The 24,079-nt window shown below is 61.4% G+C and carries 25 protein-coding genes and 1 riboswitch; of the genes, 5 read left to right on the top strand and 20 right to left on the bottom strand.

The annotated features are described in order from the left end of the window. Positions 1-6 precede the first annotated feature (6 nt). Together rmuC and BMY45_RS25110 are read right to left on the bottom strand one after the other, a co-directional pair. The gene (rmuC, locus tag BMY45_RS25115; protein ID WP_177193390.1) at positions 7-1,362 is read right to left on the bottom strand and encodes a DNA recombination protein RmuC; all 1,356 of its coding nucleotides are present in this window, start codon (positions 1,360-1,362) and stop codon (positions 7-9) included. A 205-nt stretch (positions 1,363-1,567) separates the two neighbouring features. Then, on the bottom strand, positions 1,568-1,891 hold the full coding sequence (locus BMY45_RS25110) for an SEL1-like repeat protein (RefSeq protein ID WP_092402786.1): 324 nt from the start codon (positions 1,889-1,891) through the stop codon (positions 1,568-1,570). Positions 1,892-2,857: 966 nt separating this feature from the next. On the opposite strand from BMY45_RS25110, the gene BMY45_RS25100 reads away from it, so the two are divergent. The 3 genes from BMY45_RS25100 (at position 2,858) to BMY45_RS25090 (ending at position 5,269) form a co-directional block, all read left to right on the top strand. Continuing rightward, complete coding sequence (locus BMY45_RS25100; protein ID WP_007898912.1) at positions 2,858-3,082, top strand: hypothetical protein; 225 nt, start codon at positions 2,858-2,860, stop codon at positions 3,080-3,082. 276 nt (positions 3,083-3,358) lie between these two features. Then, a complete protein-coding gene (locus BMY45_RS25095; RefSeq protein WP_092402784.1) occupies positions 3,359-3,841 on the top strand; it encodes a hypothetical protein in 483 nt (160 codons plus the stop codon). Positions 3,842-3,985: 144 nt separating this feature from the next. Continuing rightward, positions 3,986-5,269: an OmpP1/FadL family transporter gene (locus BMY45_RS25090; protein ID WP_092402782.1), complete on the top strand. Its 1,284-nt coding sequence runs from the start codon at positions 3,986-3,988 to the stop codon at positions 5,267-5,269. A gap of 89 nt (positions 5,270-5,358) precedes the next feature. Here the strand turns inward: BMY45_RS25090 and BMY45_RS25085 are convergent, their stop codons facing one another. The 13 genes from BMY45_RS25085 to cobO form a co-directional block, all read right to left on the bottom strand. After that, entirely contained in the window at positions 5,359-5,910 is a 552-nt protein-coding gene (locus BMY45_RS25085) for a glutathione peroxidase (RefSeq protein ID WP_092402780.1), read from the bottom strand. A gap of 183 nt (positions 5,911-6,093) precedes the next feature. After that, complete coding sequence (locus tag BMY45_RS25080; protein ID WP_092402778.1) at positions 6,094-7,302, bottom strand: MFS transporter; 1,209 nt, start codon at positions 7,300-7,302, stop codon at positions 6,094-6,096. 51 nt (positions 7,303-7,353) lie between these two features. After that, positions 7,354-7,758: a MarR family winged helix-turn-helix transcriptional regulator gene (locus BMY45_RS25075; RefSeq protein WP_092402776.1), complete on the bottom strand. Its 405-nt coding sequence runs from the start codon at positions 7,756-7,758 to the stop codon at positions 7,354-7,356. Positions 7,759-7,843: 85 nt separating this feature from the next. Next, the gene (locus tag BMY45_RS25070) at positions 7,844-8,581 is read right to left on the bottom strand and encodes an adenosylcobinamide-GDP ribazoletransferase (protein WP_092402774.1); all 738 of its coding nucleotides are present in this window, start codon (positions 8,579-8,581) and stop codon (positions 7,844-7,846) included. A gap of 2 nt (positions 8,582-8,583) precedes the next feature. Further along, positions 8,584-9,159, bottom strand: coding sequence for an alpha-ribazole phosphatase family protein (gene cobC / locus BMY45_RS25065; RefSeq protein ID WP_092402772.1), 576 nt, complete (start codon positions 9,157-9,159; stop codon positions 8,584-8,586). Beyond that, positions 9,156-10,211, bottom strand: a complete 1,056-nt coding sequence (cobT, locus tag BMY45_RS25060; RefSeq protein WP_092402770.1) for a nicotinate-nucleotide--dimethylbenzimidazole phosphoribosyltransferase — start codon at positions 10,209-10,211, stop codon at positions 9,156-9,158. The genes cobC and cobT overlap by 4 nt, the downstream gene beginning before the upstream one ends. Next, positions 10,208-10,729 (bottom strand): bifunctional adenosylcobinamide kinase/adenosylcobinamide-phosphate guanylyltransferase, encoded by a 522-nt coding sequence (gene cobU, locus BMY45_RS25055; RefSeq protein WP_092402866.1) that lies wholly within the window; start codon positions 10,727-10,729, stop codon positions 10,208-10,210. The genes cobT and cobU overlap by 4 nt, the downstream gene beginning before the upstream one ends. Before the next feature lie 131 nt (positions 10,730-10,860). Continuing rightward, complete coding sequence (locus BMY45_RS25050) at positions 10,861-12,312, bottom strand: cobyric acid synthase (protein ID WP_092402768.1); 1,452 nt, start codon at positions 12,310-12,312, stop codon at positions 10,861-10,863. Next, on the bottom strand, positions 12,309-13,301 hold the full coding sequence (gene cobD, locus BMY45_RS25045; protein ID WP_092402766.1) for a threonine-phosphate decarboxylase CobD: 993 nt from the start codon (positions 13,299-13,301) through the stop codon (positions 12,309-12,311). Before cobD ends, BMY45_RS25050 begins: the two co-directional genes overlap by 4 nt. After that, positions 13,294-14,202, bottom strand: a complete 909-nt coding sequence (gene cbiB / locus BMY45_RS25040; RefSeq protein WP_092402764.1) for an adenosylcobinamide-phosphate synthase CbiB — start codon at positions 14,200-14,202, stop codon at positions 13,294-13,296. The genes cobD and cbiB overlap by 8 nt, the downstream gene beginning before the upstream one ends. Then, on the bottom strand, positions 14,199-14,849 hold the full coding sequence (bluB, locus tag BMY45_RS25035; RefSeq protein WP_092402762.1) for a 5,6-dimethylbenzimidazole synthase: 651 nt from the start codon (positions 14,847-14,849) through the stop codon (positions 14,199-14,201). Before bluB ends, cbiB begins: the two co-directional genes overlap by 4 nt. Further along, positions 14,846-16,258 (bottom strand): cobyrinic acid a,c-diamide synthase CobB, encoded by a 1,413-nt coding sequence (locus BMY45_RS25030; RefSeq protein WP_092402760.1) that lies wholly within the window; start codon positions 16,256-16,258, stop codon positions 14,846-14,848. Before BMY45_RS25030 ends, bluB begins: the two co-directional genes overlap by 4 nt. Further along, positions 16,255-16,866 carry a cob(I)yrinic acid a,c-diamide adenosyltransferase gene (gene cobO, locus BMY45_RS25025; protein WP_092402758.1) on the bottom strand — a complete coding sequence of 204 codons (612 nt, stop codon included), beginning with the start codon at positions 16,864-16,866 and terminating at the stop codon, positions 16,255-16,257. The genes BMY45_RS25030 and cobO overlap by 4 nt, the downstream gene beginning before the upstream one ends. Before the next feature lie 77 nt (positions 16,867-16,943). Further along, positions 16,944-17,182: riboswitch (cobalamin riboswitch) on the bottom strand. A 159-nt stretch (positions 17,183-17,341) separates the two neighbouring features. On the opposite strand from cobO, the gene BMY45_RS25020 reads away from it, so the two are divergent. Both BMY45_RS25020 and BMY45_RS25015 read left to right on the top strand, forming a co-directional pair. Beyond that, complete coding sequence (locus BMY45_RS25020) at positions 17,342-17,926, top strand: hypothetical protein (protein ID WP_092402756.1); 585 nt, start codon at positions 17,342-17,344, stop codon at positions 17,924-17,926. A gap of 67 nt (positions 17,927-17,993) precedes the next feature. Continuing rightward, positions 17,994-19,304, top strand: coding sequence for a PQQ-dependent sugar dehydrogenase (locus BMY45_RS25015; protein WP_092402754.1), 1,311 nt, complete (start codon positions 17,994-17,996; stop codon positions 19,302-19,304). A gap of 166 nt (positions 19,305-19,470) precedes the next feature. Here the strand turns inward: BMY45_RS25015 and BMY45_RS25010 are convergent, their stop codons facing one another. From BMY45_RS25010 to BMY45_RS24990, 5 genes are all read right to left on the bottom strand, one after another. Next, entirely contained in the window at positions 19,471-20,004 is a 534-nt protein-coding gene (locus BMY45_RS25010) for a C40 family peptidase (RefSeq protein WP_092402752.1), read from the bottom strand. Positions 20,005-20,169: 165 nt separating this feature from the next. Then, on the bottom strand, positions 20,170-20,796 hold the full coding sequence (locus BMY45_RS25005; RefSeq protein WP_092402750.1) for a C40 family peptidase: 627 nt from the start codon (positions 20,794-20,796) through the stop codon (positions 20,170-20,172). Between the two features lie 211 nt (positions 20,797-21,007). Next, positions 21,008-21,712, bottom strand: a complete 705-nt coding sequence (gene hda, locus BMY45_RS25000) for a DnaA regulatory inactivator Hda (RefSeq protein ID WP_003178999.1) — start codon at positions 21,710-21,712, stop codon at positions 21,008-21,010. Positions 21,713-21,893: 181 nt separating this feature from the next. After that, a complete protein-coding gene (locus BMY45_RS24995; RefSeq protein WP_047228724.1) occupies positions 21,894-22,967 on the bottom strand; it encodes an AI-2E family transporter in 1,074 nt (357 codons plus the stop codon). Positions 22,968-22,998: 31 nt separating this feature from the next. Continuing rightward, positions 22,999-24,057, bottom strand: coding sequence for a DUF2066 domain-containing protein (locus BMY45_RS24990; protein ID WP_092402748.1), 1,059 nt, complete (start codon positions 24,055-24,057; stop codon positions 22,999-23,001). Between the last annotated feature and the right edge of the window lie 22 nt (positions 24,058-24,079).

Here is a 24,079-nt window from a genome sequence, read left to right as displayed (position 1 = left end):
CGTGCGTCACTCCTGGCTTTTTGCAGTTTCTTCGGGCAACTCTGGCAACCCATCGACATCCGTCATGGCCCGTTCGAGCAGTTCGGCTGGCAGGCTTTTGCTGGCCCGGGCGCCAAGCAATTTGAGTTGTTCGCTGCGGCTGATCAGGTTGCCGCGCCCTTCTGTCAGTTTGTTGCGCGCAGCACTGTAGGCTTTGTCCAGTTGCTGCAAACGGCTGCCAATTTCGTCCAGGTCCTGGATGAACAGTACGAACTTGTCGTACAGCCACCCTGCCCGCTCGGCGATTTCCCGGGCGTTCTGACTTTGACGTTCCTGTTTCCACAAACTGTCGATCACCCGCAACGTCGCCAATAGCGTCGTTGGGCTGACGATCACGATGTTGCGGTCGAAGGCTTCCTGGAACAGCGTCGGTTCGGCTTGCAGCGCGGCAGAAAATGCGGCCTCGATCGGTACGAACAACAACACGAAATCCAGGCTGTGCAAACCATCCAAGCGCTTGTAATCCTTGCCGGCCAGACCTTTGACGTGGGCCCGCAAGGACACCACGTGCTGCTTGAGAGCAAGTTGGCCGATGCTGTCGTCTTCGGCGGCCACGTATTGTTGATAGGCCGTGAGACTGACCTTGGAATCCACCACCACCTGCTTGTCGCCGGGCAGGTAAATCAGCACGTCCGGCTGGAACCGTTCGCCGTCCGGGCCCTTGAGGCTGACCTGGGTCTGATACTCGCGGCCCTTCTCCAGGCCGGCGTGCTCGAGCACCCGCTCCAGAATCAGTTCGCCCCAGTTACCCTGGGTCTTCTGGCCTTTGAGGGCACGGGTCAGGTTGGTCGCTTCATCGCTCAGGCGCAGGTTCAGCTGTTGCAGCCGCTCCAACTCCTTGCCCAGGGAGAAGCGTTCCCGCGCCTCGGCTTGATAGCTTTCCTCGACACGTTTTTCAAAGGATTGGATGCGCTCCTTCAGCGGGTCGAGCAACTGCCCCAGCCGCTGCTGGCTGGTTTCCGCGAAGCGTTGCTCACGTTCATCGAAGATTTTTCCTGCAAGCTCGGCGAACTGTGCCCGCAACTCGTCTCGCGAACCTTGCAGATCGTCCAGACGTTGCTGATGACTTTCCTGTTGCTCACGCAGTTCGGCATGCAACGAAGCCGCCTGGGCATCAAGACGCCGCAGTTCCGCTTCTTTTGCGGCGCGCTCCAGGTTCCAGGCGTGGGCCGCGTCTCGGGCATTATCGCGTTCGATCTGCAGCAACTCGACTTCGCGACAAGCGGCGGCAAGCTCGGCTTGCCGGGCGGCGTTGGCCTGGCCCAGGTCGCTGATTTCATCGCGGCACGCATCGAGCTGAGCGTTCAAGCCGTCGTGGGCCATGTGGGCGGTGGCCAGACGCTCCTCCAGTAACGCGAGTTCGGTTTGCGCGGCGCTGGCCTGGCGTTGCAGGTGCCAGGCCAGGGCGAGCAGCGGCACCGCAGCACCCGCCAGGCCAAACAACAGGCTGGTCAAATCCATAGCCATGACAATTCCCGCCGATGAAATAAAACCCGCAGGTTAACCAAGCGGCCAGGGGATGCCCAGCTCAGTCTTCGATTTCACCCAGCGCCTGGCGCGCACGATGATCCCCGGCCCTGGCAGCCTGACGCAGCAGATCCTGGCCGATACGACGATCGCGCGCGTTCCCGCATTCACGGCACATCAACTGACCGAGGCGACTTTGCGCAGCCACCACGCCTTCCCGGGCGGGTTGCTTGAGTAAACGGCCGGCCAAGTGTTTGACACTGGTGTTTTCCCCAAGGCGCGGACTGTCGAGCAGCCATTCGGCCACGCGCATGGAAATGCGTTTGGGTGGGGTAACACCGGAGGGTGCGGAGGTAACAGGATTTGATACTGAGCGAAACTTCATAAAGCACTGTGGGACAGATCAGGAAGGCGCGCCACTCTACTCCTTTTTTCGCACGGGTAAAGTCGAAAAAATCCGGCACGCCCGTGCTAGAGCAAGCGCTTGGGACAATCCACAGAAGCTGTGGATAACTCAGTGGACAACCCCCCCTGAAGTCGCCGTAAGCCCTGTGGAACGGGGCCTGCGCTCAAACTGACGATTTTTTCACCAGTAAAAAAAAGCGATGTTTTTCATTGACTTAAATTTTGGATACAGGCACCCACCCCAGATTGTTTCCACATGACAATACGGTGACAACCACCGGATCGAGTGTGCACAAGTAACACGCCAACCGGTTATATCGCTGCGCCGTTTTGGCGCATTTGTGCGGTAAAACCTGGGGATAACCTGACGACGTGCGGGTCGTTGTCCATTGGCTGAGCGCAAAACCATTGATCGGTTCCTGTGCTATGGCCGCCCCCCCTATGGGCAGACAAACGATCAGGCAGCGGCCAGGAAGATCTTTTTTGCCCATCGTCCTTCCCTTCGACCACTCGATCCGTTACTATCCGCGGCGTTAGTACCAAGCTGAAAGTCAATTCCGGGTCGAATACATCTCCACGGTCAGCCTTCTTCAAGAGAAGCCTCACCGAGAAAAAGAGACCGACCCCCTCGATGGTTTCCAGGTAATTCTTGCGTCAACACTGCCTTTGATCGATTGCAAAGGGTGTTGCCAGACTCGTTACTCTGACCGAACCAGCCTGCAAAATTGATCAGGATCTTCACCCCGGGCCCAGAACCTTTGCCCTTGATGTGCTGCCTGCCCTCCTAAGTACCTACCTGCCAGCCCAAGCGCGCACTTTATATAGCGCTCAAACTGGCTGCTTTGTTCCAGTCGGGTTCTTCGTTCGACCAATGGTGGTCGACGTTACTGGAACGTTTTAACGTTGCACGGTTCTTAACCGTGTCATTTGTAGGAACACCCATAACATGTCTACTCAAATCCATACACAGGATGCCATCCGCACCCTAACCAACGCTTTTGCCCCAATGAACTGCCTGATCATGGCCGCTCGCAAAGGCTGCTTCAGCTTCACGCTGGTCAACGAACATGGCATCGCCCGTCACAGCGAACGCCTGTACCCCGATCAGTACTCCAGCGCCGAACCGCTGCAGGCCGTGATCGAGCGTACCCGTCAGGCACTGGTTGCCTGATACGCCGCAAAGGCTGAAACCCCAGGACCCCGCCCCAAAAGCGGGGTTTTTTATTGCCCAAAATTTCTCGATAAAGCGCAACGGCTTAAGCACCGGGGGATATAACGGTTATAACCGTTCGGCGAAGATGTTTTAAAAACAGTCCTTTACAGCGGGAATATGACACTACACTTCAAGTCAAGCGGCATGATCCGCTTCCGGCGGAGCCTGAACCCAACCACTGCTGCCAAGCCCACACCTATTCAGGCTCTGCCCATTTCACGTTTCGAGGGTTTTATGGGTATCGCTGCCAGCGAACTGTGTCGATATGTGATCCGCCCGACGCTCCTGTACCTGGAGCGCCACAGTGCAACGGCGGAATCCTTGTTGCTGGGGATTGCCGCCAGCCAGTCCGCCCTGGGATCAGCCCTGCATGACCGTCGCGGGCACGGCTTGTACCGCATTCCCGAACCTCGCCACCGGGCGCTCTGGGACCATTACCTGGCGCTGGACCCGGAACGAGCCAGCCTGGTGCGAGGCCTGGCCAGCCAGCACGCTTTTCTCAGCGGCCCGCACCTGGAATTGACCGTCAATCTGCGTTACGCCACCGCCATTGCCTGGCTTTTGGTGGAGGAACAGAACCTCAAGCTTCCTGAAGCCGATGACCTGGTAGGCATGGCCCGAATCTGGCGCCAGACATTTCATCCTCAAGGGCGCCTGCGGGATTTCACCTGCGCCTGGCAAAGTTGTGTTTCGCCGCTGAATCAGGTCGCCTGCTAAGGTGAGATCTGGAAAGTTCCTGCAACAGTCGCGAATCTGGTCTGATTGTCCTACAAAACCGCTCTAAATCAAGCCATACAGCCTATAGCGCTTACACGAAAATGTTGGTAATTTTCGCCCCGGTGATCACCTGGAGTTCTAACAATGAAAAAAATGATGCTCAAAACCACCCTTGGCCTTGCCGTTACCTTGGCATCCACGCAGATTTTCGCCAGTGGCTTTGCCTTGAACGAACAAAGCATCAGTGGCATGGGCACCGGTTTCGCTGGGCGTTCTTCCTCTGCCGATGATGCAAGCACTGTGTTTGGCAACCCGGCCGGCATGTCGCGCCTCAAGCGCCAGCAAGTGACGGGCGGTTTGGCCGCTATCGACGCGTCCACCGACATCAACGACGCCAGCGGTAGCCAATCGGGCACCAACAAGGGCGACATGGTGCCGCTCACTGCCGTTCCGATGGGCTACTACGTCAAGCCTATCGATGATCAATGGGCTTTCGGCCTGGGTGTATACGCACCGTTCGGCCTGATCACCGATTACGAAAGCAGCTTCCAGGGTCGCAACTTCGGCAGCAAGAGCGAAGTGAAAGTCGTCGCCTTCCAGCCAACCGTCAGCTACGCCTTCAACGACAAGGTGTCGATCGGTTTCGGCCCGACCATCAACCATATTTCCGGTGCACTGGAATCGACTCTGACCACGCCGCTTTCACCGAACGATGGCGACGTGAAGATCAAGGGCGACGACATTGGCTATGGCTACAATATCGGCGTGCTGGTCCAGGCGACAGACACCACTCGTGTTGGCCTGACCTACCATTCCAAGGTCAAGTACAAGCTTGAAGGCCACACCAAGGTGAGCCCAGGGGCCGGTACTCCCGCCGGATTCCTGAATGGCGCGCGCTATGACGCTTCGCTGGACATCACGACACCAGAATCGGTGGACTTTTCGGTCACCCAGCAACTCAACGATGCCTGGACCCTTTATGCCGGCAGCACCTGGACTCGCTGGAGCCGCCTGAAAGAAATCACCGTGAACAACGAAGGCGTCACGCCTGCAACCGGTGGCGCGTTGGCCCCTGCGTTCCTTGGCACCATTACCGAGGAACAGAACTGGCACGACACCTGGGCCTACGCCATCGGCACGTCCTACCAGTTGAACAAGCAGTGGGTGCTGCGTACTGGCCTGACCTTCGACCAGTCGCCTACCAACAACATCGACCGCTCGCCACGCATTCCTACCGGCGACCGGACCATCTTCAGCGTGGGTGCCGGTTGGAGCCCGACCGAAGACCTGACCATCGACGTGGCGTATTCCTACCTCAAGGAAGAGAAAGTCAGCGTTAATCACAGCAATGCTCTGGGCCAGTCCTACAACGCTGAATACGAAAACAGCGCAAACGGCTTCGGTGTTGGTGCAACCTACCGCTTCTGATGATTCACGGCGGGCCTGAATCCCTCGCCATCTGAAGCGAAAAAAGCCCCGCGCTCTGCAAAGAGGCGGGGCTTTTTCGTGACTGGTGATCAGGGTCGGGAGGCGATAGCCGCTTCTACCGCCTTGATGAAGTCGGGATCATCAGGCTTGGTCCGACTGGAAAAACTGGCGACAACCTTGCCCTGGCGGTCCACGACGTATTTATAGAAATTCCATTTTGGCGCACCGGACTGTTCGGCCAGATGCCTGAACAGCGGGATGGCGTCCGCGCCGCGTACCGGCTGGGGCTCGGTCATGGTGAAGGTCACGCCGTAATTGACGTAGCAGACCTTGGCCGTCTCTTCGCCGTCCTTGGACTCCTGTTTGAAATCATTGGACGGCACTCCCAGCACTTGCAGACCGTCGCCCTTATAGCGCTGGTTAAGTGCCTCAAGACCTTTGAACTGGGGGGCGAAGCCGCAGAAGCTGGCAGTGTTGACCACCACCAGCGGCTGGCCGGCGAAACGCTGGCACAGATCGATGTTTTCCTTGGCCCGCAACTTGGGCAGCGAGCCCTCCAGCATGGGTGGGCAGTCAGCGGCCCATGCGTGCCCGGTCAAAGCCAGCAGCAGTGCGGGTACAGCAAGCCTGCGCATCAGCATGTCGCAATCTCCTTGAAAGCACGTCAGACCACGACGTTACTCCCCCGTACCCGGCGCCGTCCACCGCTCAGCAGGTGCCCATGCCCAGTTGCATCAACGCCAGCCCGCCCTGATGCCACCCCCACCAGGCGATCACCAGCAGCAGGCCAACACCGACCGCAATCAACCATGGGCCTACGCGGCTCATGCCGCACCAGCCTGAACTTGCAGCCGTGCCACCGGACGCTCACGCACGGGCCAGTTCAACGCCGCCGCCAGCAGACTGAGCAGGATCGACACCTGCCAGATCAAGTCATAACTGCCAGTTCGGTCGTACACCACACCACCCAGCCAGCCCCCCAGGAACGAACCCAACTGGTGAAACAGGAACACGATCCCACCCAACATCGAGAGATTTCGTACACCAAACAAGGTCGCTACCGTGCCGTTGGTCAAAGGCACCGTCGACAGCCACAAAAAGCCCATCGCCATCCCGAACAGATAAGCCGTGGTCGTCGTCACCGGCAACCACAGGAACAAGCCAATCACCACCGCCCGCAACAGGTATAACCCGGTCAGCAAGCGCGGCTTGGACATCCGACCGCCCAACCAGCCTGCGGTGTAAGTGCCGAAGATATTGAACAGGCCAACCAAGGCCAGCACGGTCGTGCCGACGCTGGCCGCCAGGTGCTGGTCCACCAGATAGGCCGGCAAATGCACACCAATGAATACCACTTGGAAGCCACAGACAAAAAAGCCCACCGCCAGCAACCAGAATCCGGAGTGGCTGCACGCCTCGCGCAGCGCTTCGGACAAGGTTTGCTCATGACCGGTCAGCGGTGCAGGGGCGTCCTTGAGCATGCCCACCAGCGGCACGATCAGCGCCACCAGCAGCCCTAGCGCCAACAGCGCGGCAGACCAGCCGAGCCAGCCAATCAGCCCCAGTGTGCCCGGCAACATGGCGAACTGGCCAAAGGAGCCGGCAGCACTGGCGATGCCCATGCCCATGCTGCGTTTTTCCGGCGGCACGGCACGCCCGACCACGCCGAGGATCACCGAAAACGATGTGCCGGACAGGCCGATACCAATCAACAGACCCGCGCTCAATGAGAGCGACCATGGCGAGTCGGCCATGCCCATGAAGACCAGGCCGAGGGCGTAAAGCACACCACCGATGAGCACGACTTTCGCGGCACCGAAGCGGTCGGCCAGCGCCCCGGTAAAAGGTTGCGCCAGGCCCCAGATCAAGTTCTGCAAGGCGATGGCGAAGGCGAACACCTCGCGGCCCCAGCCAAACTCGGCACTCATGGGCGCCAGAAACAGCCCGAAGCCGTGCCGCACCCCCAGGGACAACGCCAGGATCAGCGCACCGCCCACCAGAACCCAACCACAGGTACGCCACATCGATGTCATTTTATTCTCCACTCGCGGGTATATACCCGCTTATCATCGAACGAACCGGCTTCACGCCAGTTCATCCAGCAAGGCCAGCAGTGTTGCGCGCTTTTCGGCGCCCAGCTTATCGATCAATCGTTGTTGCGCCGCTTCCCAGGCCGGCAACGCCGCCGCCAGCCGGGCATGCCCGGCTTCAGTGAGTTCGACAATGCGATTACGCAAGTCTTCACCTTCGGCCAGCGCCACCAGCCCCTCACCTTGCAGTACCCGCAGGTTGCGCCCCAGGGTGCTGCGGTCGAGGCCCATGGCCTCGGCCAGGGAAGAGATACTCGGTTGGTCCAGGCGCGCCAGGTTACTCAGCAAGGAATACTGGGCGACGTTGATCCCGAAGCCGTCGAGGGCGCCGTCGTAATACCTGCTGACGCCCCGAGCGGCGCGACGCAGGTTGATGCACAAACATTGGGAGGCAAGCATAGTGCGTGTATATACCCGCGATTAAATGAATGCAAATTTTAATTCAGGAAATTTCAAGCTGAATCCCCCGCCAGACAGGTAGCGCTCAATTCCAGATCAGCACCAGCCCAACCAATACCCCCATTTCAAGCAGCTCCAGCAAGGCGCCTGCCGTATCCCCGGTACAACCTCCCAGCCTGCGCAACATCATCTGGCGCAAGCCGATAAATATCGCCAGGGCGATCAGCAGCGACGCTACCCCGCTCCAGCCCGCCACCAGCACGCATCCCACCGCGCAGGCCAGCAATACCTGCCAGCCCGCGTGGCGCGGCAGATGGTCGGCGAGCGCCTGCCCCAACCCGCCGGCCCGTACATAGGGCGTGGTCAGGAACAACCCCAGCAATGCGCCACGGCCCAACACCGGCACCAGGATCAATGCCAGGGTTTGCCGTTGCTCGATCAGCGCCAGCAATGCGGCGAATTTGAGCAACAGCACCAACACCAGCGTAATCACCGCGATCGGCCCGCTGCGGGGGTCTTTCATGATCAGCAGCGTGCGCTCGCGATCGCCAAAGCCGCCGAGCCAGGCATCCGCGCTGTCGGCCAGGCCATCCAGGTGTAGGCCGCCGCTAAGCAGCACCCACGCGGTCAGCAACAGGGCGCCATGGAGCAGCAGCGGCGTGCCAAGCAACATGGCATCAAGCCCCCACAACAAGCCACCGAACAACAGCCCTACCAGCGGATAGCACAGCAACGAACGCCCCAACTGCGCCGGCTCCGGCATGCCCGACAAGCGAACCGGCAGGCTGCTCAGGAACTGCAAGGCGATCCAGAACGGCAACATGGTCAGACCGCCTCTTTGAGCACTGGACCAGATTGGACGCGAAGTGAAAACAACGCGCCATGGCCGACTTCGACATTGAGCAACTGTTCGCGCGGCAAACCCCGGGCCTGGGCCAGCAGCAAGCGCATAACGCCGCCATGACTGACCAGCAACACGCGCTCCCCAGCATACGCAACTGTCAGGCGTTCAACCGCCGCCAGGACCCGCTTCGAAAACTCCAGCACCGGCTCGCCGCCCGGTGGAGTGAATGCGTAGGGATCGGCCCAAAAGCGGCCCAGCGCCTCGGCGTCGGTGTCCATCAACGCCGCCGCGCTGCAGCCTTCCCAGGCGCCGAAATGCAGCTCCTGCAGATCCTTGTCCAGGTGCACCGGTAAATCGAGCCGGACGCCAAGTTGCTCAGTGAAACGGGCGCAACGCTGCAACGGTGAACTCACCAGCCGATCCCAGGGCCCGCCCGCCGCGACCGCCTCGCGCATCTGCTCCCAGCCCTTGTCCGTCAAGGCATCGTCGAGGCTGCCACGCAGCCCGCCGCCCAGTTCGGTCTCGCCGTGGCGCAGCAGGTCCAGGTGCAAAGTCATGCTGGGCGATCCGCCACAGCCGCTTCGGCAAAGGTCGCCATCTGCCCGTGAAGATCACACGCCAGGCGCAACAGCGGCACCGCCAACGCCGCACCACTGCCCTCACCCAGGCGCAGGCCCAGGTCAAGGAGCGGCTCAGCGCCGAGGGTTTCCAGAACGTGCCGATGCCCAGGCTCAGCACCGCGATGGCCGAACAACAGCCATTGCCTGCATTGAGGATTGAGACGCACAGCCACCAGTGCTGCGACGCTGCAGATGAAACCATCCACCAGCACCGCAACGCCCTGCTGGGCGCAGGCCAGATACGCGCCAGCCAACGCTGCGATTTCAAACCCGCCCAGGTTGAACAGTGTTTGCAGTGGATCGTTGCGCTGTGCGCCGTGCAACGCCAGGGCGCGTTCGATGACTTGAGCCTTGCGGCTGACACCCGCGGCGTCCAGCCCGGTGCCCGGCCCGACCAGGTGAGTCACCGGGCAGTCAAGCAAGGCACAGGCCAGGGCACTGGCCGCCGTGGTGTTGCCGATACCCATTTCTCCGCCGATAAACAGCTGCGTTCCGGCGGCGACAGCGCGCAGCGCACTGTCACGCCCGGCCAGCAATGCCTGCTCGCCTTGGGTCACGGTCATCGCCGGCCCCTGCACGAAATTCGCGGTACCCGGCCCCACGTTCAGATGCCGCACACCGGGTAGCGCCAGAGAAGGCGTCACAGTGCCCAGGTCAACCACTTCCAACGAGGCGCCCAGTTGCCGCGCCAATACACTGATCGCCGCGCCGCCGCTGACGAAGTTGAGGAGCATCTGCCCGGTGACCTCCTGGGGATAGGCCGATACGCCTTCGGCCACCACACCATGATCGCCGGCAAAGATCGCAATCCACAGTTGATCCAGCCCAGGTTTGACCTGCCCTTGCAAACCCGCCAGCTGCACCGCCACGGCTTCGAGCCGCCCCAGGGAGCCGGCCGGCTTGGTCAGTTGTTGCTGACGGACCGCGGCCTGCTCCAGGGCCTGGCTGTCGAGGGGCTTGCACGGGTCCAGCCACCAGCGATGATTCATAACGCAGTACCTTTGAGAGTCAGGGGCAGCCCGGCAACGGTCAGTACGACGCGCTGGCAACGTTCGGCCAAAGCTTGATGCAGCCAACCGGCTTCATCGACATAACGGCGAGTCAACTCGCCCAGCGGCACGACACCCATTCCGGTCTCGTTGCTGACAAAAATGATTTCGCCCGGCAGAGCCCCAACACACTCCAGTAGAGCATCACGCTCGGCGTGCAACTGCTCGGGGTTGTCGAGCATGAGCAGATTGGTCAGCCACAGGGTCAGGCAATCCACCAACAGGCATTGCCCTGAACCTGCGTTATCGCGCAGCACCCGCGCCAGGGCCAACGGTTCCTCCACCAGCGCCCATTCGGCCGGACGGCGAGCGCGGTGTTGGGTGACCCGTTCGTTCATCTCGCCATCCAGGGGTTGGCTGGTGGCGATGTAGGTGACGGGCAAGCGGGTGTCCGTGGCGAGCTTTTCGGCCAGGCGACTCTTGCCGGAGCGGGCGCCGCCGAGGATCAGTTGCAACATGTTTTTACCTTTCAAATAGGCGGTGTTGCTGCCGGCCTCATCGCGAGCAGGCTCGCTCCCACAGGGATTTATGTACACCGCAGATCCAGTGTGGGAGCGAGCCTGCTCGCGATGAGGTCAGTGCAGCCACCCTAGATTCCACAGAGTTCACGCAACAACCCCGTATCCAAATGCCGCTCCACCAGATCCGCCAACCGCTCGATGTCCCGCTCGCGCAAGCCGTGGTAGTCCACCGCCTGCACATTCTGCAACCCGGCCCAACGCAACAAGGCGCTACTGGCCGCCGGTGACTCGAACAGCCCATGCAGATAGGTGCCGAAAATCTGCCCATCCAGACTCTGGGCGCCGTCACAGCGACCGTCATCCAACTGCACCGCCGGGTTTTCCAATGCCGGGCCTGAGGTTACACCGGCATGGATTTCATACCCGCTGACCTCGGCCTCTTCCAAGGCCAGTCGTCCGCGCACATTGCGCAACTGTTTCTCGTGTTCCAGGGTCGTCTCGAAGGCCAGCAAGCCCAGCCCGGTGCTGGAACCCGCGGCCCCTTCCAGCCCCAGCGGATCGTGGACCTGCTGGCCGAGCATCTGCAAACCACCGCAAATGCCCAGCAACTTGCCGCCATAACGCAGGTGACGCTGGATAGCCGTCTGCCAACCGTTGGCGCGCAGGTAGGCCAGGTCACTGCGCACGCTCTTTGAACCCGGCAGGATGATCAAGTCAGCCGCAGGAATCGGCTGGCCCGGGCCGATGAATTGCAGGTCGACCTGCGGATGCAGGCGCAGCGGATCGAAATCGGTGTGGTTGCTGATGCGCGGCAATACCGGCACCACCACCTTGAGCACCTGTTCGGCCTTGTCGGCCTGACGTTGATCCAGACCGTCCTCGGCTTCCAGGTGCAAGTCCATCACGTAGGGCAACACGCCAACCACCGGTTTGCCGGTGCGCGCCTCAAGCCAGTCCAGGCCCGGTTGCAGCAAGGCGATGTCGCCGCGAAAACGGTTGATGATGAAGCCCTTGACCCGCTGCTGTTCGCTGGGTGAAAGCAGCTCCAGGGTGCCCACAAGGTGGGCGAACACGCCGCCGCGATTAATATCGGCAATCAGCAGCACCGGACAGTCCACCGCCTCGGCAAAGCCCATGTTGGCAATGTCACCGGCGCGCAGATTGATCTCCGCCGGGGAGCCTGCGCCCTCCACCATCACCACCGGATAGGCCGCGCTCAGGCGTTCGTGGGAGGCCAGCACCGCTTGCATCGCGATGGCTTTGTAATCGTGATAGGCCACGGCATTCATGGTGGTGACGGCGCGGCCATGGATAATGACCTGAGCGCCGGTGTCGCTGTTGGGCTTGAGCAACACCGGGTTCATGTCGGTATGCGGTTCCAGACCAGCCGCCTGGGCCTGCACAGCCTGGGCACGGCCGATTTCGCCGCCGTCGGCCGTTACTGCGCTGTTGAGTGCCATGTTCTGTGGTTTGAATGGCACCACGCTCACCCCCTGACGCCTGACCCAGCGGCACAACGCCGTGACGAGGGTGCTTTTACCGGCATCGGACGTGGTGCCCTGCACCATTACAGTGGTCATTGAATGTCCTTGGCGTAGGCCTCGAAAGCTTGTTCGAGGCGCAGGAACTCACCGTCATCGGCCGGCAACCCAAAGCGCAGGCTGCTGTTATGGGTAAACAACCGCAGAAGAATGCCGCGCAGGGCCATGAAATCGTAAAGTGCCTGGGCGTGTTCAGTGACCAGCCATTGAAACAACCCGCAGCCGCCCTGAGGCTTGAAGCCGTGGCGTTCGAGCGTCAGCGCCAGGCGCTGACTGGTGTCCTCGCAGCGTTGGCGCTGGCGGGCGTGGGCGTCGGTATCCAGCAGGCACGCCTGGCCCACCACTCGGGTCGGCCCGCTGACGGCCCACGGCCCGACTTGTTCGGCGAGCAACTTGAGCAAGTGGCGCTCGGCCAATACAAATCCCAGGCGAACCCCGGCCAGGCCAAAAAACTTGCCAAACGAACGCAGCACGATCAACCCGACCTGATGAGCATGGGCGGCCAGGCTCAGTTGTGGCGTGACATCCATGAACGCTTCATCCACCACCAGCCAGCCACCGCGCTGGGCCAGTCGGGCATGCCAGTCCAGCAAGCGCTCGGGGCTCAACTGCAAGCCCGTGGGGTTGTTCGGGTTGACCACCACCAGCACGTCCAGACTGTCGAGGAAGAAGTCCACTTCCGGCTCCAGCACTTCGCGCACGATGTAGCCACTGCGGCGCCAGGCTTCGGCGTGTTCGGCGTAACAGGGTGAGAGGACGCCGACCTTGCCGGCACGGCGCAAGCGCGGTAACAGTTGGATGGCCATCTGCGAACCCGCCACCGGCAGCACATGCATGGCGCCGTAATAATCGCAGGCGGCCTGTTCCAACCCGTCATCGGTCTCGGGCAGGCGTGCCCAGGCCCGTGGTGCAATCGCCGGCACGTCGAACGGCCAGGGCGCCAGGCCGCTGGACAGATCCAGCCAGTGCGCCTCGGCAATCCCGTATTGCAGGGCCGCGTTACGCAGGCGTCCACCGTGCTCAAGCATAAAACTCAGCTCCCAGGCAGAGAATCAGCAACCACAACCATACGCCACGCTGGACCAGTTGCCAGCCGCGATCAATGGCGTCGGCGTTCGCCGGGGCGCCTTCACCCAAGGGCGGACGTTGATGCAATTGGCCGTGATACACCGCCGCGCCACCCAGTTCGACCCCCAGTGCGCCCGCGCCGGCGGCCATCACGGGCCCGGCATTGGGACTGTCCCAGGTCGGGCCCTGGGTGCGCCAACACTTGAGCGCCAGACGGGTTTTCCCAAGCACGGCGTAAGTCAGCGCCACCAGGCGCGCCGGAATATAGTTGAGCCCATCATCGATCTTGGCCGCCGCCCAACCGAAACGCTCAAAGCGCTCGTTGCGGTAGCCCCACATGGCGTCGAGGGTATTGCTCAGGCGATACAACACCACACCCGGCGCGCCCGCGACAGCGAACCAGAACAGCGCGGCGAACACCGCGTCACTGCCGTTCTCCAGCACCGACTCAGTGGCGGCACGAGCAACGGCCGTCTCATCCAGTTCGGCGGTTTCGCGACTGACCAGGTAGCCCACCCGCCGCCGCGCTTCGTCCAGATCCCCACCGCGCAGTGCCCGGGCCACCGGCTCGACATGTTCCCCGAGGCTGCGCAGGCCGAGGGCGAGGTAGAGCGCCAGGATTTCCACCAGCCAGCCCACCAACGGCGCCCAGGACAGCGCCGTCACAAGCAAGGTCAGCGGCACCACGGCAATGATCCACGCCGTCACGCCATGGCTGCGCCAGCCACGCCCGCCGGAGTTGAAACGTTGTTCGATACGATCGGCAAAGCGACCGAAGGCCACCAGCGGATGCCCGCGTCGGGGTTCGCCCAACAGCGCATCCAGCGCCACCGCGGCGGCACTGAGCAACGCCACACTCATGGGCTGACTCCCCAATGGTTTTCGTAGAGCAACTCATCCAGCGCACGCGGCTGCGCCCAGCCTTCCAGGGCGAGCATCGGTGCCGGGTAAAAACCCTCGACCGGTCCAAGGCACAATATTGCCAGCGGTTTGGCGCCGGCGGGCAGGCCCAGCAGTTCGGCCAGCGCTTGGGGCTCGAACAGAGAAACCCAGCCCATCCCCAGCCCTTCGGCACGGGAGGCCAGCCACAGATTCTGGATCGCGCAGGACAACGAGGCCAGGTCCATTTCCGGCAGGGTTCGTCGACCGAAGACATAGCGCTCGCGATCATCCATCAACGCCGCCACCAGCACTTCGGCGCAGTCGTTGAGGCCTTCGACCTTGAGCTTCATGAATTCATCGCTGCGCTCACCCAGGGCCTCGGCGGTGCGGATGCGTTCCTGCTCCACCAGTTGACGGATTTGCCCACGCAAGGCGCGGTCGCTGATGCGAATGAACCGCCACGGCTGCATCAGCCCCACACTGGGGGCTTGATGCGCAGCTTCCAGCAGGCGGCGCAGCAACGCTGGCTCAACGGTGCCGCCGGTGAAGTGGCGCATGTCGCGGCGTTCGGCGATGGCCCGGTAGACGGCATCGCGTTCGGCCTGGGGGAAGGCGTTGTCGGTCATGGTCGCTTCGCGAGCAGGCTCGCTCCCACATCGGCGGGTGCTGTACTTGAGATCACGCGATCCCCTGTGGGAGCGAGCCTGCTCGCGAAGACGGTTTCAGGGTCAGGCGCAAACAGCCCGGCAATCGCCCTCGGATTCGACGGAAAATAGAAATGCACGTAGGAAGCCGTCATCCGTCCCTGCCGGAAAACCGCCTCCGCCCCGCGCCCGCCGTTAGGGCTATGGCCTCGGGCAATGGGCTCAAGCTCGGTGCTGGTCAGGGAATGATGATAGGTATGCCCACGCAGGGTGCCTTCGGGTAACTCCACCGATTGCAGCGCCAGGGCCGCCAGACGCTTTTGCATCTGCGCGTCACCGGCCAGCAACCCAAGCAGCTCGGCGCGGGTGCCGTCCACATCCGTCAACGAGTCCAACAGATAAAGCATGCCGCCGCATTCAGCGAGCAAGGGTTTGCCTGCTTGATGGTGCGCGCGGATCGCTGCCAGCATCGGCGCGTTTTGCGCCAGCGCAACATGGTGCAGTTCCGGGTAACCACCGGGCAGATACAGGCTGTCCGCCTCCGGCAGTTCGCTGTCATGAATAGGTGAAAAGAAGCTCAGTTGCGCCCCCATGGCTCGCAGCAGATCCAGGCTCGCGCCATAGGTGAAGGCAAACGCTTCGTCCCGGGCCACAGCGATGCGCACACCTTCCAGCCACGGATGCGCGGCAATCACCGCTGGCGCGACGAATTCCACGGCGGGCGGCAACGCCACTTCACAACTGCCAGCCAAGGCATCGGCGGCGGCGTCGAGGCGCAGATCCAGATCATTCAACTCACTGGCCTGGACCAACCCAAGATGGCGGCTTGGCAGTTCGATGCCGGTTTCCCGCGACAAGGCGCCGTACCAGCGCAGGCCTTCGGTCAGGCTGCCTTCGAGCAACTGCGCATGACGCAAGGTGCCGACCCGATTGGCCAGCACCCCGGCGAAGGGCAAGTCCGGCTGATACCGCGCCAGCCCCAGGGCCAGGGCGCCGAAGGTCTGGGCCATGGCCGTGCCATCGATCACTGCCAGCACCGGCACGCCGAAGTGCCGGGCCAGATCGGCACTCGATGGCGTGCCATCGAACAACCCCATCACCCCTTCGATCAGAATCAAGTCGGCTTCGGCGGCGGCTTCCCACAACAAACGACGACTTTCCTGCTCGCCGACCATCCACATGTCCAGTTGGTAGACCGGTGCGCCGCTGGCCCGCTCAAGGATCATCGGGTCGAGAAAATCAGGCCCGCACTTGAAGACCCGCACTCTGCGCCCCTGCTTGCGGTGCAAGCGCGCCAGGGCCGCGGTGACGGTGGTTTTGCCTTGCCCGGAAGCAGGGGCGGCGATCAGCACCGCCGGGCAGTGACGCCTCGCTAAAGAAACATCACTCACAGTTCGACGCCTTTCTGCGCCTTGATGCCGGCCTGGAACGCATGCTTGATCATGCCCATCTCGGTGACGGTGTCGGCCAGTTCGATCATCTCCGGCTTCGCGCCGCGACCGGTCACCACTACGTGCTGCATCGGCGGGCGGGCCTGCAGGTCACTCAGGACCTGATCAAGGTCGAGGTAACCGTGCTTGAGGGCGATGTTGAGTTCATCGAGCACCACCAAGCCTATGGACGGATCGCTCAGCAATTGACGCGAGACCGCCCAGGCCGCCTCGGCAGCGGCGATGTCACGTTGGCGATCCTGGGTTTCCCAGGTGAAACCTTCGCCCATGACATGAAAGCGCACCTGTTCCGGGAAGCGGCGGAAAAACAGCTCCTCACCGGTGCTGTTGCGGCCTTTGATGAATTGCACCACGCCGCATTGCATGCCATGCCCCATGGACCTGGCCAGCATGCCGAACGCCGAACTGCTCTTGCCCTTGCCGTTGCCGGTCAGCACCAGCAGCAAGCCGCATTCGTTGGGCGAGTTGGCAATGCGCTCGTCGATCACGGCTTTCTTGCGCAGCATGCGCGCCAGGTGGCGTTCGTCGCGATCGGGGGTCTGGGTCATGGGAGCTCTCCGTTGGGATTGGATAACGGCGGGCGGGCACAAAAAAGACGGCAACAAGCCTGGCATCGCCCACCGTGATGCCGTTGGATGAATCAGGCCGGTCTCCGGGCTCATGAGCGGCGTGATGCCGGGCTGCGCGCCTTCCCATGTCATATGGACACAGTGGCTGGTGACCTGTGCAGGGCCAGGCGCAGCGTTGACTCATTTACCGTTGCGGGGGCAGCGCCGGGTTCGTATGCACTCACCGGCTTCCCTGTTTCACTCTGTCGACCCGACGATCGCCCGGTCACAGAGCACCTGAAACAAGCCGCGAAGGTTAGAGGGTTGGGGGTGGAGCGTCAATTAAAGCCGGCACAGGTTCAACAGCGGACATTGGCCCTGATCAATAAAATGACGCCAATCTTGTGCCATGCTGCGGCAAGTGATATCAAATAGGCATCACGACCCGATATCACAATAACAAGGGGGCAAAAGCATGCAAGGCATGATCATCAGCAATCCAAAACTGGAATTCCTGCGCCCGGTGCTGGAACGCTGGTTTGACTGTATCGACCGTTACAACGCCGTGCGCGGCGATAACGACACACCTTACTGGTTCGATGAAAAAGCCAATCTTGGCTTGCTGTCCGCCGCAGCCTGGATGGCCGAAATGGTCACGCTGCAGCACACCCCCACCCGCAAACAGAATGAAGAAGGCGAACGCAACGTCAGCGCCGACCTGTTCATCGCCAGCACCGAGGAGCGCGCTTTCATCCAGGCCACTCAACGCTGGCCGAAGGTCAAGAGTCTCAACCTCACTCAGCCGCTGCTCGACATCACCAGCGACGCCAAACGTATCAGTTACTCCAGTGACCTGCGATTGGGTTGCCTGTTCGTCGCACCGCAAAAGGCTCAGCAAAGCACCACGCCAGAAGAGCTGCAGGACATGATCGATGAACTGCAGAAGGAAAATACCTGCGCCGTGGCCTGGTACTTCCCTTATGCCTATCGCAAATTGCGCAATGAGGCCGGGCAGTATCATCCGGGCATCGCCGTGCTGCTCAAGCAGGCCAACGGCTGAACGGTTGAACCATCGCGGGTCTAAGCTTCTCTATGAGTAACTACCATGCACTCATAGGGAAGCCCGCATGCTCAAGCCACCCCACCTTCTGATCGTCGCATTGGCCGCAGGGCTTGTTGCTTGCGGCGAGTCTTCCACGCTGCAGGTTTCCGACGGCACTGGCCCCTCGCCAAAACTGCCGGAACCGAACAAGACCCTGATCCCCACCGTCAACATTGCTGAAGCGGTCGGCTGGCCGGATGGCGCCAAGCCCACCCCCGCGCAGGGACTGCAAGTGGGCGCATTCGCCGAGGGGCTGGATCATCCGCGCTGGCTCTACGTGCTCCCCAACGGTGATGTGCTGGTGGCAGAAACCAACGCGCCGCCCAAACCGGACGACGCTAAAGGCATTCGTGGCTGGGTCATGGAGAAAGTCATGGGCCGCGCCGGCGCGGGAGTGCCCAGTCCCAATCGCATTACCCTGTTGCGTGATGCCAATCATGATGGCGTCGCCGAAACCCGTACGGTATTTCTGGAAAACCTCAATTCGCCGTTCGGCATGACGCTGGTGGGCAACGATCTCTACGTGGCCGACACCGACCGACTGATTCGCTTTCCCTATAAAGAGGGCGATACGCAAATCAAGGCGCAGCCGACCAAGGTCGTCGACCTGCCGGGTGGCACGCTCAACCACCACTGGACCAAAAACGTGATCGCCAGCCAGGACGGCAGCAAGCTGTACGTCACTACCGGCTCGAACAGCAATGTCGGGGAAAACGGCATGGAGGCCGAAGAAGGCCGCGCGGCCATCTGGGAAGTGGACCGCGCCAGCGGCAATCACCGCATCTTCGCCTCGGGCCTGCGCAACCCCAACGGCCTGGCCTGGGAGCCGCGCAGTGGCGCGCTATGGACCGCGGTGAATGAGCGCGATGAGATCGGCAGCGACCTGGTCCCGGACTACATCACCTCAGTCAAGGACGGCGCCTTCTATGGTTGGCCCTACAGCTATTACGGGCAGCACGTCGATAAGCGGGTCGAGCCACAAAAACCGGAACTGGTGGCCAAGGCCATCGCCCCGGATTACGCCGTCGGCCCACACACCGCGTCACTGGGCCTGACGTTCGCCGAAGGCAGCACCTTGCCAGCGCCGTTTACCGAAGGGGCATTCATCGGGCAGCACGGCTCATGGAACCGTAAACCCCACAGCGGCTATAAAGTGATTTTCGTACCCTTCAACGCCGGCAAGCCGGTGGGGCAACCGGTGGATGTGCTGACCGGTTTCCTGAATGCCGATGAAAAAGCCCAGGGCCGACCAGTGGGTGTGGTGATCGACAAACAGGGCGGGCTGTTGGTGGCTGATGATGTGGGGAACAAGATTTGGCGGGTTTGGGCTAAATAACCGCTGAAGAAGCTGACCTGAACACTGGAACCTGTGGCGAGGGAGCTTGCTCCCGCTGGGTCGCGTAGCGGCCCCCTGCTGCTGGCGGTTGCTGCGCAACCGAACGGGAGCAAGCTCCCTCGCCACAAGAGTTCTGCTGATCGGCGCAAAAAGCGAACTTGAATCGTCAGGGATTACGCGCCAGATGCGCCGGTTGCAGCACCCGCTTGGCGCTCAGATAGGCTTTTTGCCAATAAGCCTTGGACAGGCTGTCGAGCTTGACCGTACCACCAGTGGCCGGCGCATGGACAAAACGCCCCTCCCCGACGTAGATCCCGGCATGGCTGACCTGAGAACCGCCGTTAGTGGCGAAGAAAATCAAATCACCGGTCTGCAATGCGTCCTTACCGACACTCTGGGCGTGCATGCCAATCATCTCTCGGGTGGAACGCGGCAGGGAGATACCGGCTGCATCGCGATACACATAGCCAATCAGGCCACTGCAATCAAAGCCTGAATCCGGCGTGTTACCGCCCCAACGATAGGGTGTCCCCACCAACCCTAGCGCCCGGAACAGCACGTCTTCGGCAACCGGGGAAAAGCTTTGCGCGGGAGCGAATACCACCGGAGCCCGCACTGGTGCAGGTGGCGGAGTACGGCTGGCGCAAGCGCTGAGCAGCGCGGCACAGAACATGAGAGCGAGGCGGGCCGACGTCGACATATGCAGAACAATCCTGATCTGGCTGCGGCTTTTCTGCCGTGGGCATGAAAACAAAGCCGCCTGCGGAACACGCAGGCGGATTGCCATCAATCAATGATCATGGATTCTAGCGGCTATGAGGCAAACTTCAAGTAAGACTTTAAGTTTGCCTTACAAACTGTGGGCTTACTTGCGAGCAGTGACCACGGTCGGTGCCATGGCGAGGGCGCGCTTGGCTTCGATGAAGGTCTTGCTCCAGTAGCTATCGCCCAGGCTGTCGATGCGCACGCCACCGCTGCGACGGCTGCTGGAATGGATGAACTGGTTATCACCCAGGTAGATACCAGCGTGACTGACGCGACCACGACGACCGTTGGTAGCGAAGAACAGCAGGTCGCCCGGCTCAAGCTCGTTGCGAGCAACCAGCGGGGCCTTCACGTTGATCATTTCGCGAGTGGAGCGCGGCAGGCTCATGCCAGCCTCTTCGCGAAACAGATACCCAATGAAACCGCTGCAATCGAAGCCAGCCTCGGAGGAACCGCCAAAACGATAGCGGGTACCGATCAAGGACATGCCCCGCTCCAGGATGCTGTCAGCCAGCACCGGAAGCTGATAAGGCTTGCTGCCGGCGAAGTCTGCCAGCTCTTTGTCGGTGGCCATTTCTTCCTGAAGTGCAACAGAGGAAGACTGGGCAGTAACGGAATTTTGAACCTGTGGTTGTTGCGCTTGCTGGGACACTGGAGAGTGGGCAGCGCAACCGAACAACAGGGTAACGAGTGCGAGAGGCACCAGGGGTGCGAAGCGACTTAGCATGGGCACGACCGTGGCTGAAGTTGTAAAGATGGCGAGACTATGCCCACTATCAAGCTCATTTGCAAATTCAATCGATGCAAATGTGACTTCTCGGTTTTAGGTTTACATCTAAGCGCCAAAACCGTTTCCACCCCTCTGCGGCCTGCAGGCCAGAAGGGACGCGGGCTGAGCCGTGGCAGAAGCAGGCTATAAGCCACTACTGCTGCGACTTCTACCAGCCAAGGGTTTCTTTCAAAAAAGGGATGGTCAGCTTGCGCTGGGCCTGAAGCGACGCCTGGTCGAGACGTTCGAGCAGTTCGAACAACGCGCTCATGCTGCGGGTGCCGCGGGTAAGGATAAAGTGCCCGACCTCATCGGTCAGGTGCAGGCCACGCCGGGAAGCGCGCAACTGCAATGCACGGAGCTTGTCTTCATCGGAGAGCGGGCGCATTTGGAAAATCAGCGCCAGGGTGAGACGGGACTTGAGATCGGCCAGCTTCACCGGCAGCTCCCGCGGCGACGTCGATGCTGCAATCAGCAAACGCCGGCCGCTGTCGCGTAACCGGTTGAACAGATGAAACAGCGCTTCTTCCCAATCAGCCTTGCCGGCCACCGCCTGAAGATCGTCCAGGCAGACCAGTTCGTACTGTTCAAGGTTGTCGAGGATCTCCACGCCGCGATCCAGCAACTCGGCCAATGGCAGATACACCGCCGGCTCGCCCAATTGCTCGAACCGCAGGCAAGCGGCCTGCAACAGATGCGTGCGCCCTACCCCGTCCTTGCCCCACAGATAGATCAGGCTCTCGGTCCAGCCGGCGTCGGCTTCGCAAAGCCGCTCGACATAGCCGAGTGCAGCGGCATTGGCGCCTGGGTAGTAGTTGATAAAGGTGGCGTCATCACGCAGACGCACACCTAGGGGCAGCTGAATCGGTTTCATGCTGACTGAACAGTTCCAAAAGAACCGTTAGTGGCCTCTGTGTAAAGTGCGCAAAGTTTATACCCGTGACGCGGACCGCACAATGCGCCGGACCACGAGCAAAATCAAAGGTTTGCAGCGACAGAACGGTGGAGCGACGGTTTCCCTGACGCCGGGACAACCGCCGCGCCCGCCATTGGCGTTATAGCTCGGGGTCTTCGACGCCACTGTAGATGTCTGAATCCTTGTACAGATCGTGCATATGACGCACCAGCACCATGATCACCGCCGCCACCGGCAGCGCCAACAGAACCCCGGTAAAACCGAACAACTCCCCCCCTGCCAGGATCGCAAAGATCACCGCTACTGGATGCAAGCCGATGCGATCACCCACCAGCAACGGTGTCAGCACCATGCCTTCCAGGGCCTGCCCGACCATGAACACCGCCACGATGCCGACCATCGGGTACAGATCACCGCCAAACTGGAACAAGCCGGCAATCAACGCCGCGCCGATACCGATGACGAAGCCCATGTACGGCACGATGGCGGCAAGCCCGGCGATCAAGCCGATCAATAGCCCCAACTCCAGGCCCACCAGCATCAATCCCGCCGCATAGATGAAGCCCAGCGCCACCATCACCAACAATTGTCCACGTACAAACGCCCCCAACACTTCATGGCATTCGCCGGTCAGGGTCATGATGCGTTCTTCACGATGGCGTGGCAGCAGGCTGCGGATCTTGGCCATCATCAAGTCCCAGTCCCGCAGCAGATAGAAGGCCACCACCGGAATCAACACCAGGTTCGCCAGCCAGCCAATCAACGCCAGTCCCGAGGCCGTGGCCTGGCTCAATACCACACCGACGATGTCAGAGGTCTGCCCCATATGCTCGCTGATGGCCGCCTTGACCTTGTCGAACTTCCAGAACCCTTCAGCCAACCCCAGCCTCGACTGAACCCACGGCACGGCGGTGTGCTGCAACCAGTCGAGCATCTGCGGCGCCAGCTCGTACAGACGCATCAGTTGCTTGGCCAGCATCGGGATCAGCACCAGCATCAGGGCGATGACAATCAAGATGATCAGCCCAAACACCGACACCACGCCCCAGGTCCTGGACAGGCCGAGTTTTTCCAGGCGATCTACCAGTGGATCGAACAGATAGGCCAGGAGCAACGCAACCAGGAACGGCGTGAGGATCGGATGCAGCAAATAGATGAACACAAACAGCAGGGCGACCCCACCCAACCAGAACCAACGCCGCGTATCGCCCATGAACCACTCCTAGCTATATAAGAAAGAAAAACTACCAGCGAAACCGCAGGTTGGCCGTCGGCTCAGGCGATGGCGCGGCGGCCGGAATTGAGCCATCAGCGGCTGGCTGGGCCACAGGCACTGGCGCGACGGCTTCGCCGGCAGGAATTTCCTGCAGTTTCGCCAGGGCCAATTGCGCTTTTAACTGTTCGGCGCTGCCGTTGACCCGATAAATGATCCGGTCCCCTTCAACCCGCTGTAACTGCCCACCGAACGGCTCGAGCAAACGCCCAAGCGCCGCATAACGTTCCAGGTTCATGCCCTGCACTTCCAGCAGTTGCTCGGTGGCCACGCCCGGCTTGGTAACGAAACGCGGCGCCAGGCGTTGGCTCACCGCCAGCATCACCGCATCAGCCAGGGCGGCAGGGTCGGCGCCCTGGGCATTGCCCTGCTCGCGCTGGTCACCCTGCCACAAGCGCCAGGTCGCCTGCCATTGGCCGCCCTCTTCCTTGGCATGGACCGCCAACAAGGCGTCTGCGCCATAACGCTGCGATGCTTCGCGCAGCGGGGCCGGGTCACTGCCTTCCAGGTTTGGCGCGGTAGCAACGATCTGCTCGCTCAAATCCGCCAGGGGCAGGTGCAGCGGCAGGCCACGGTGCTGGGCGGCGCGGCGCAGTGGCTCGGCACTGCCCTGGCCATCGCCCACCAGATTGGAACCTTCAGCCGAGTCGTTCAGCCACCAGCCCAGAATCGCAGGCCGATTCGCGCCCCACAGCGACAAGCCCGCCGAGCGCAAGGCCCGGTCAGTGCTCGCTGGATCGAAATCCACCTTGAGGCTTTCCGGCGGCCCGGCATCGTAACCATATTGAAGAATGATCTGCTGAGGGTCCTTGCGGATCGCCGCCAGACCGGGATTCTGGGCGGCCTTGGCATCGCCGGTCAGGCGCAGCACCAGCGTGTCGAGGGCGCGCAGAGTCGCCTGGTCACGCTCTTGCGGGGCCTGGCTGCTGACCGGCTCGAGCACCTGATAGAGGTTATTGAGGTTTTCGGCATGGCTCGCCACGCTGATCAACGACAGGCAACCCACAGACAAGAGTTTGAAAAAACGCATGGAAGATTCCCGGACATAACGG

Origin of the sequence: Pseudomonas sp. NFACC39-1, from assembly GCF_900110355.1 — a bacterium.
Classification (GTDB): Bacteria; Pseudomonadota; Gammaproteobacteria; order Pseudomonadales; family Pseudomonadaceae; genus Aquipseudomonas; species Aquipseudomonas tehranensis.
The sequence above is the reverse complement of the archived record's forward strand: the minus strand, read 5'-3'. Positions and strand labels throughout refer to the sequence as shown.

What these genes read in the sequence shown, in the direction of transcription:
- cobU (WP_092402866.1), bottom strand. Translation starts at nt 10,729, where the DNA reads ATGTTGCAACTGATCCTCGGCGGCGCCCGCTCCGGCAAGAGTCGCCTG.
- BMY45_RS25050 (WP_092402768.1), bottom strand. Translation starts at nt 12,312, where the DNA reads ATGACCACTGTAATGGTGCAGGGCACCACGTCCGATGCCGGTAAAAGC.
- BMY45_RS25090 (WP_092402782.1), top strand. Translation starts at nt 3,986, where the DNA reads ATGAAAAAAATGATGCTCAAAACCACCCTTGGCCTTGCCGTTACCTTG.
- BMY45_RS25015 (WP_092402754.1), top strand. Translation starts at nt 17,994, where the DNA reads ATGCTCAAGCCACCCCACCTTCTGATCGTCGCATTGGCCGCAGGGCTT.
- BMY45_RS25075 (WP_092402776.1), bottom strand. Translation starts at nt 7,758, where the DNA reads ATGCTTGCCTCCCAATGTTTGTGCATCAACCTGCGTCGCGCCGCTCGG.
- BMY45_RS25085 (WP_092402780.1), bottom strand. Translation starts at nt 5,910, where the DNA reads ATGCTGATGCGCAGGCTTGCTGTACCCGCACTGCTGCTGGCTTTGACC.
- BMY45_RS25095 (WP_092402784.1), top strand. Translation starts at nt 3,359, where the DNA reads ATGGGTATCGCTGCCAGCGAACTGTGTCGATATGTGATCCGCCCGACG.
- BMY45_RS25080 (WP_092402778.1), bottom strand. Translation starts at nt 7,302, where the DNA reads ATGACATCGATGTGGCGTACCTGTGGTTGGGTTCTGGTGGGCGGTGCG.
- cobD (WP_092402766.1), bottom strand. Translation starts at nt 13,301, where the DNA reads ATGCTTGAGCACGGTGGACGCCTGCGTAACGCGGCCCTGCAATACGGG.
- BMY45_RS25020 (WP_092402756.1), top strand. Translation starts at nt 17,342, where the DNA reads ATGCAAGGCATGATCATCAGCAATCCAAAACTGGAATTCCTGCGCCCG.
- BMY45_RS24995 (WP_047228724.1), bottom strand. Translation starts at nt 22,967, where the DNA reads ATGGGCGATACGCGGCGTTGGTTCTGGTTGGGTGGGGTCGCCCTGCTG.
- BMY45_RS25070 (WP_092402774.1), bottom strand. Translation starts at nt 8,581, where the DNA reads ATGTTGCCGTTCTGGATCGCCTTGCAGTTCCTGAGCAGCCTGCCGGTT.
- BMY45_RS24990 (WP_092402748.1), bottom strand. Translation starts at nt 24,057, where the DNA reads ATGCGTTTTTTCAAACTCTTGTCTGTGGGTTGCCTGTCGTTGATCAGC.
- cobC (WP_092402772.1), bottom strand. Translation starts at nt 9,159, where the DNA reads ATGACTTTGCACCTGGACCTGCTGCGCCACGGCGAGACCGAACTGGGC.
- hda (WP_003178999.1), bottom strand. Translation starts at nt 21,712, where the DNA reads ATGAAACCGATTCAGCTGCCCCTAGGTGTGCGTCTGCGTGATGACGCC.
- cbiB (WP_092402764.1), bottom strand. Translation starts at nt 14,202, where the DNA reads ATGAGTGTGGCGTTGCTCAGTGCCGCCGCGGTGGCGCTGGATGCGCTG.
- BMY45_RS25010 (WP_092402752.1), bottom strand. Translation starts at nt 20,004, where the DNA reads ATGTCGACGTCGGCCCGCCTCGCTCTCATGTTCTGTGCCGCGCTGCTC.
- cobO (WP_092402758.1), bottom strand. Translation starts at nt 16,866, where the DNA reads ATGACCCAGACCCCCGATCGCGACGAACGCCACCTGGCGCGCATGCTG.
- BMY45_RS25005 (WP_092402750.1), bottom strand. Translation starts at nt 20,796, where the DNA reads ATGCTAAGTCGCTTCGCACCCCTGGTGCCTCTCGCACTCGTTACCCTG.
- BMY45_RS25100 (WP_007898912.1), top strand. Translation starts at nt 2,858, where the DNA reads ATGTCTACTCAAATCCATACACAGGATGCCATCCGCACCCTAACCAAC.
- rmuC (WP_177193390.1), bottom strand. Translation starts at nt 1,362, where the DNA reads ATGGCCCACGACGGCTTGAACGCTCAGCTCGATGCGTGCCGCGATGAA.
- cobT (WP_092402770.1), bottom strand. Translation starts at nt 10,211, where the DNA reads ATGAATCATCGCTGGTGGCTGGACCCGTGCAAGCCCCTCGACAGCCAG.
- BMY45_RS25110 (WP_092402786.1), bottom strand. Translation starts at nt 1,891, where the DNA reads ATGAAGTTTCGCTCAGTATCAAATCCTGTTACCTCCGCACCCTCCGGT.
- bluB (WP_092402762.1), bottom strand. Translation starts at nt 14,849, where the DNA reads ATGACCGACAACGCCTTCCCCCAGGCCGAACGCGATGCCGTCTACCGG.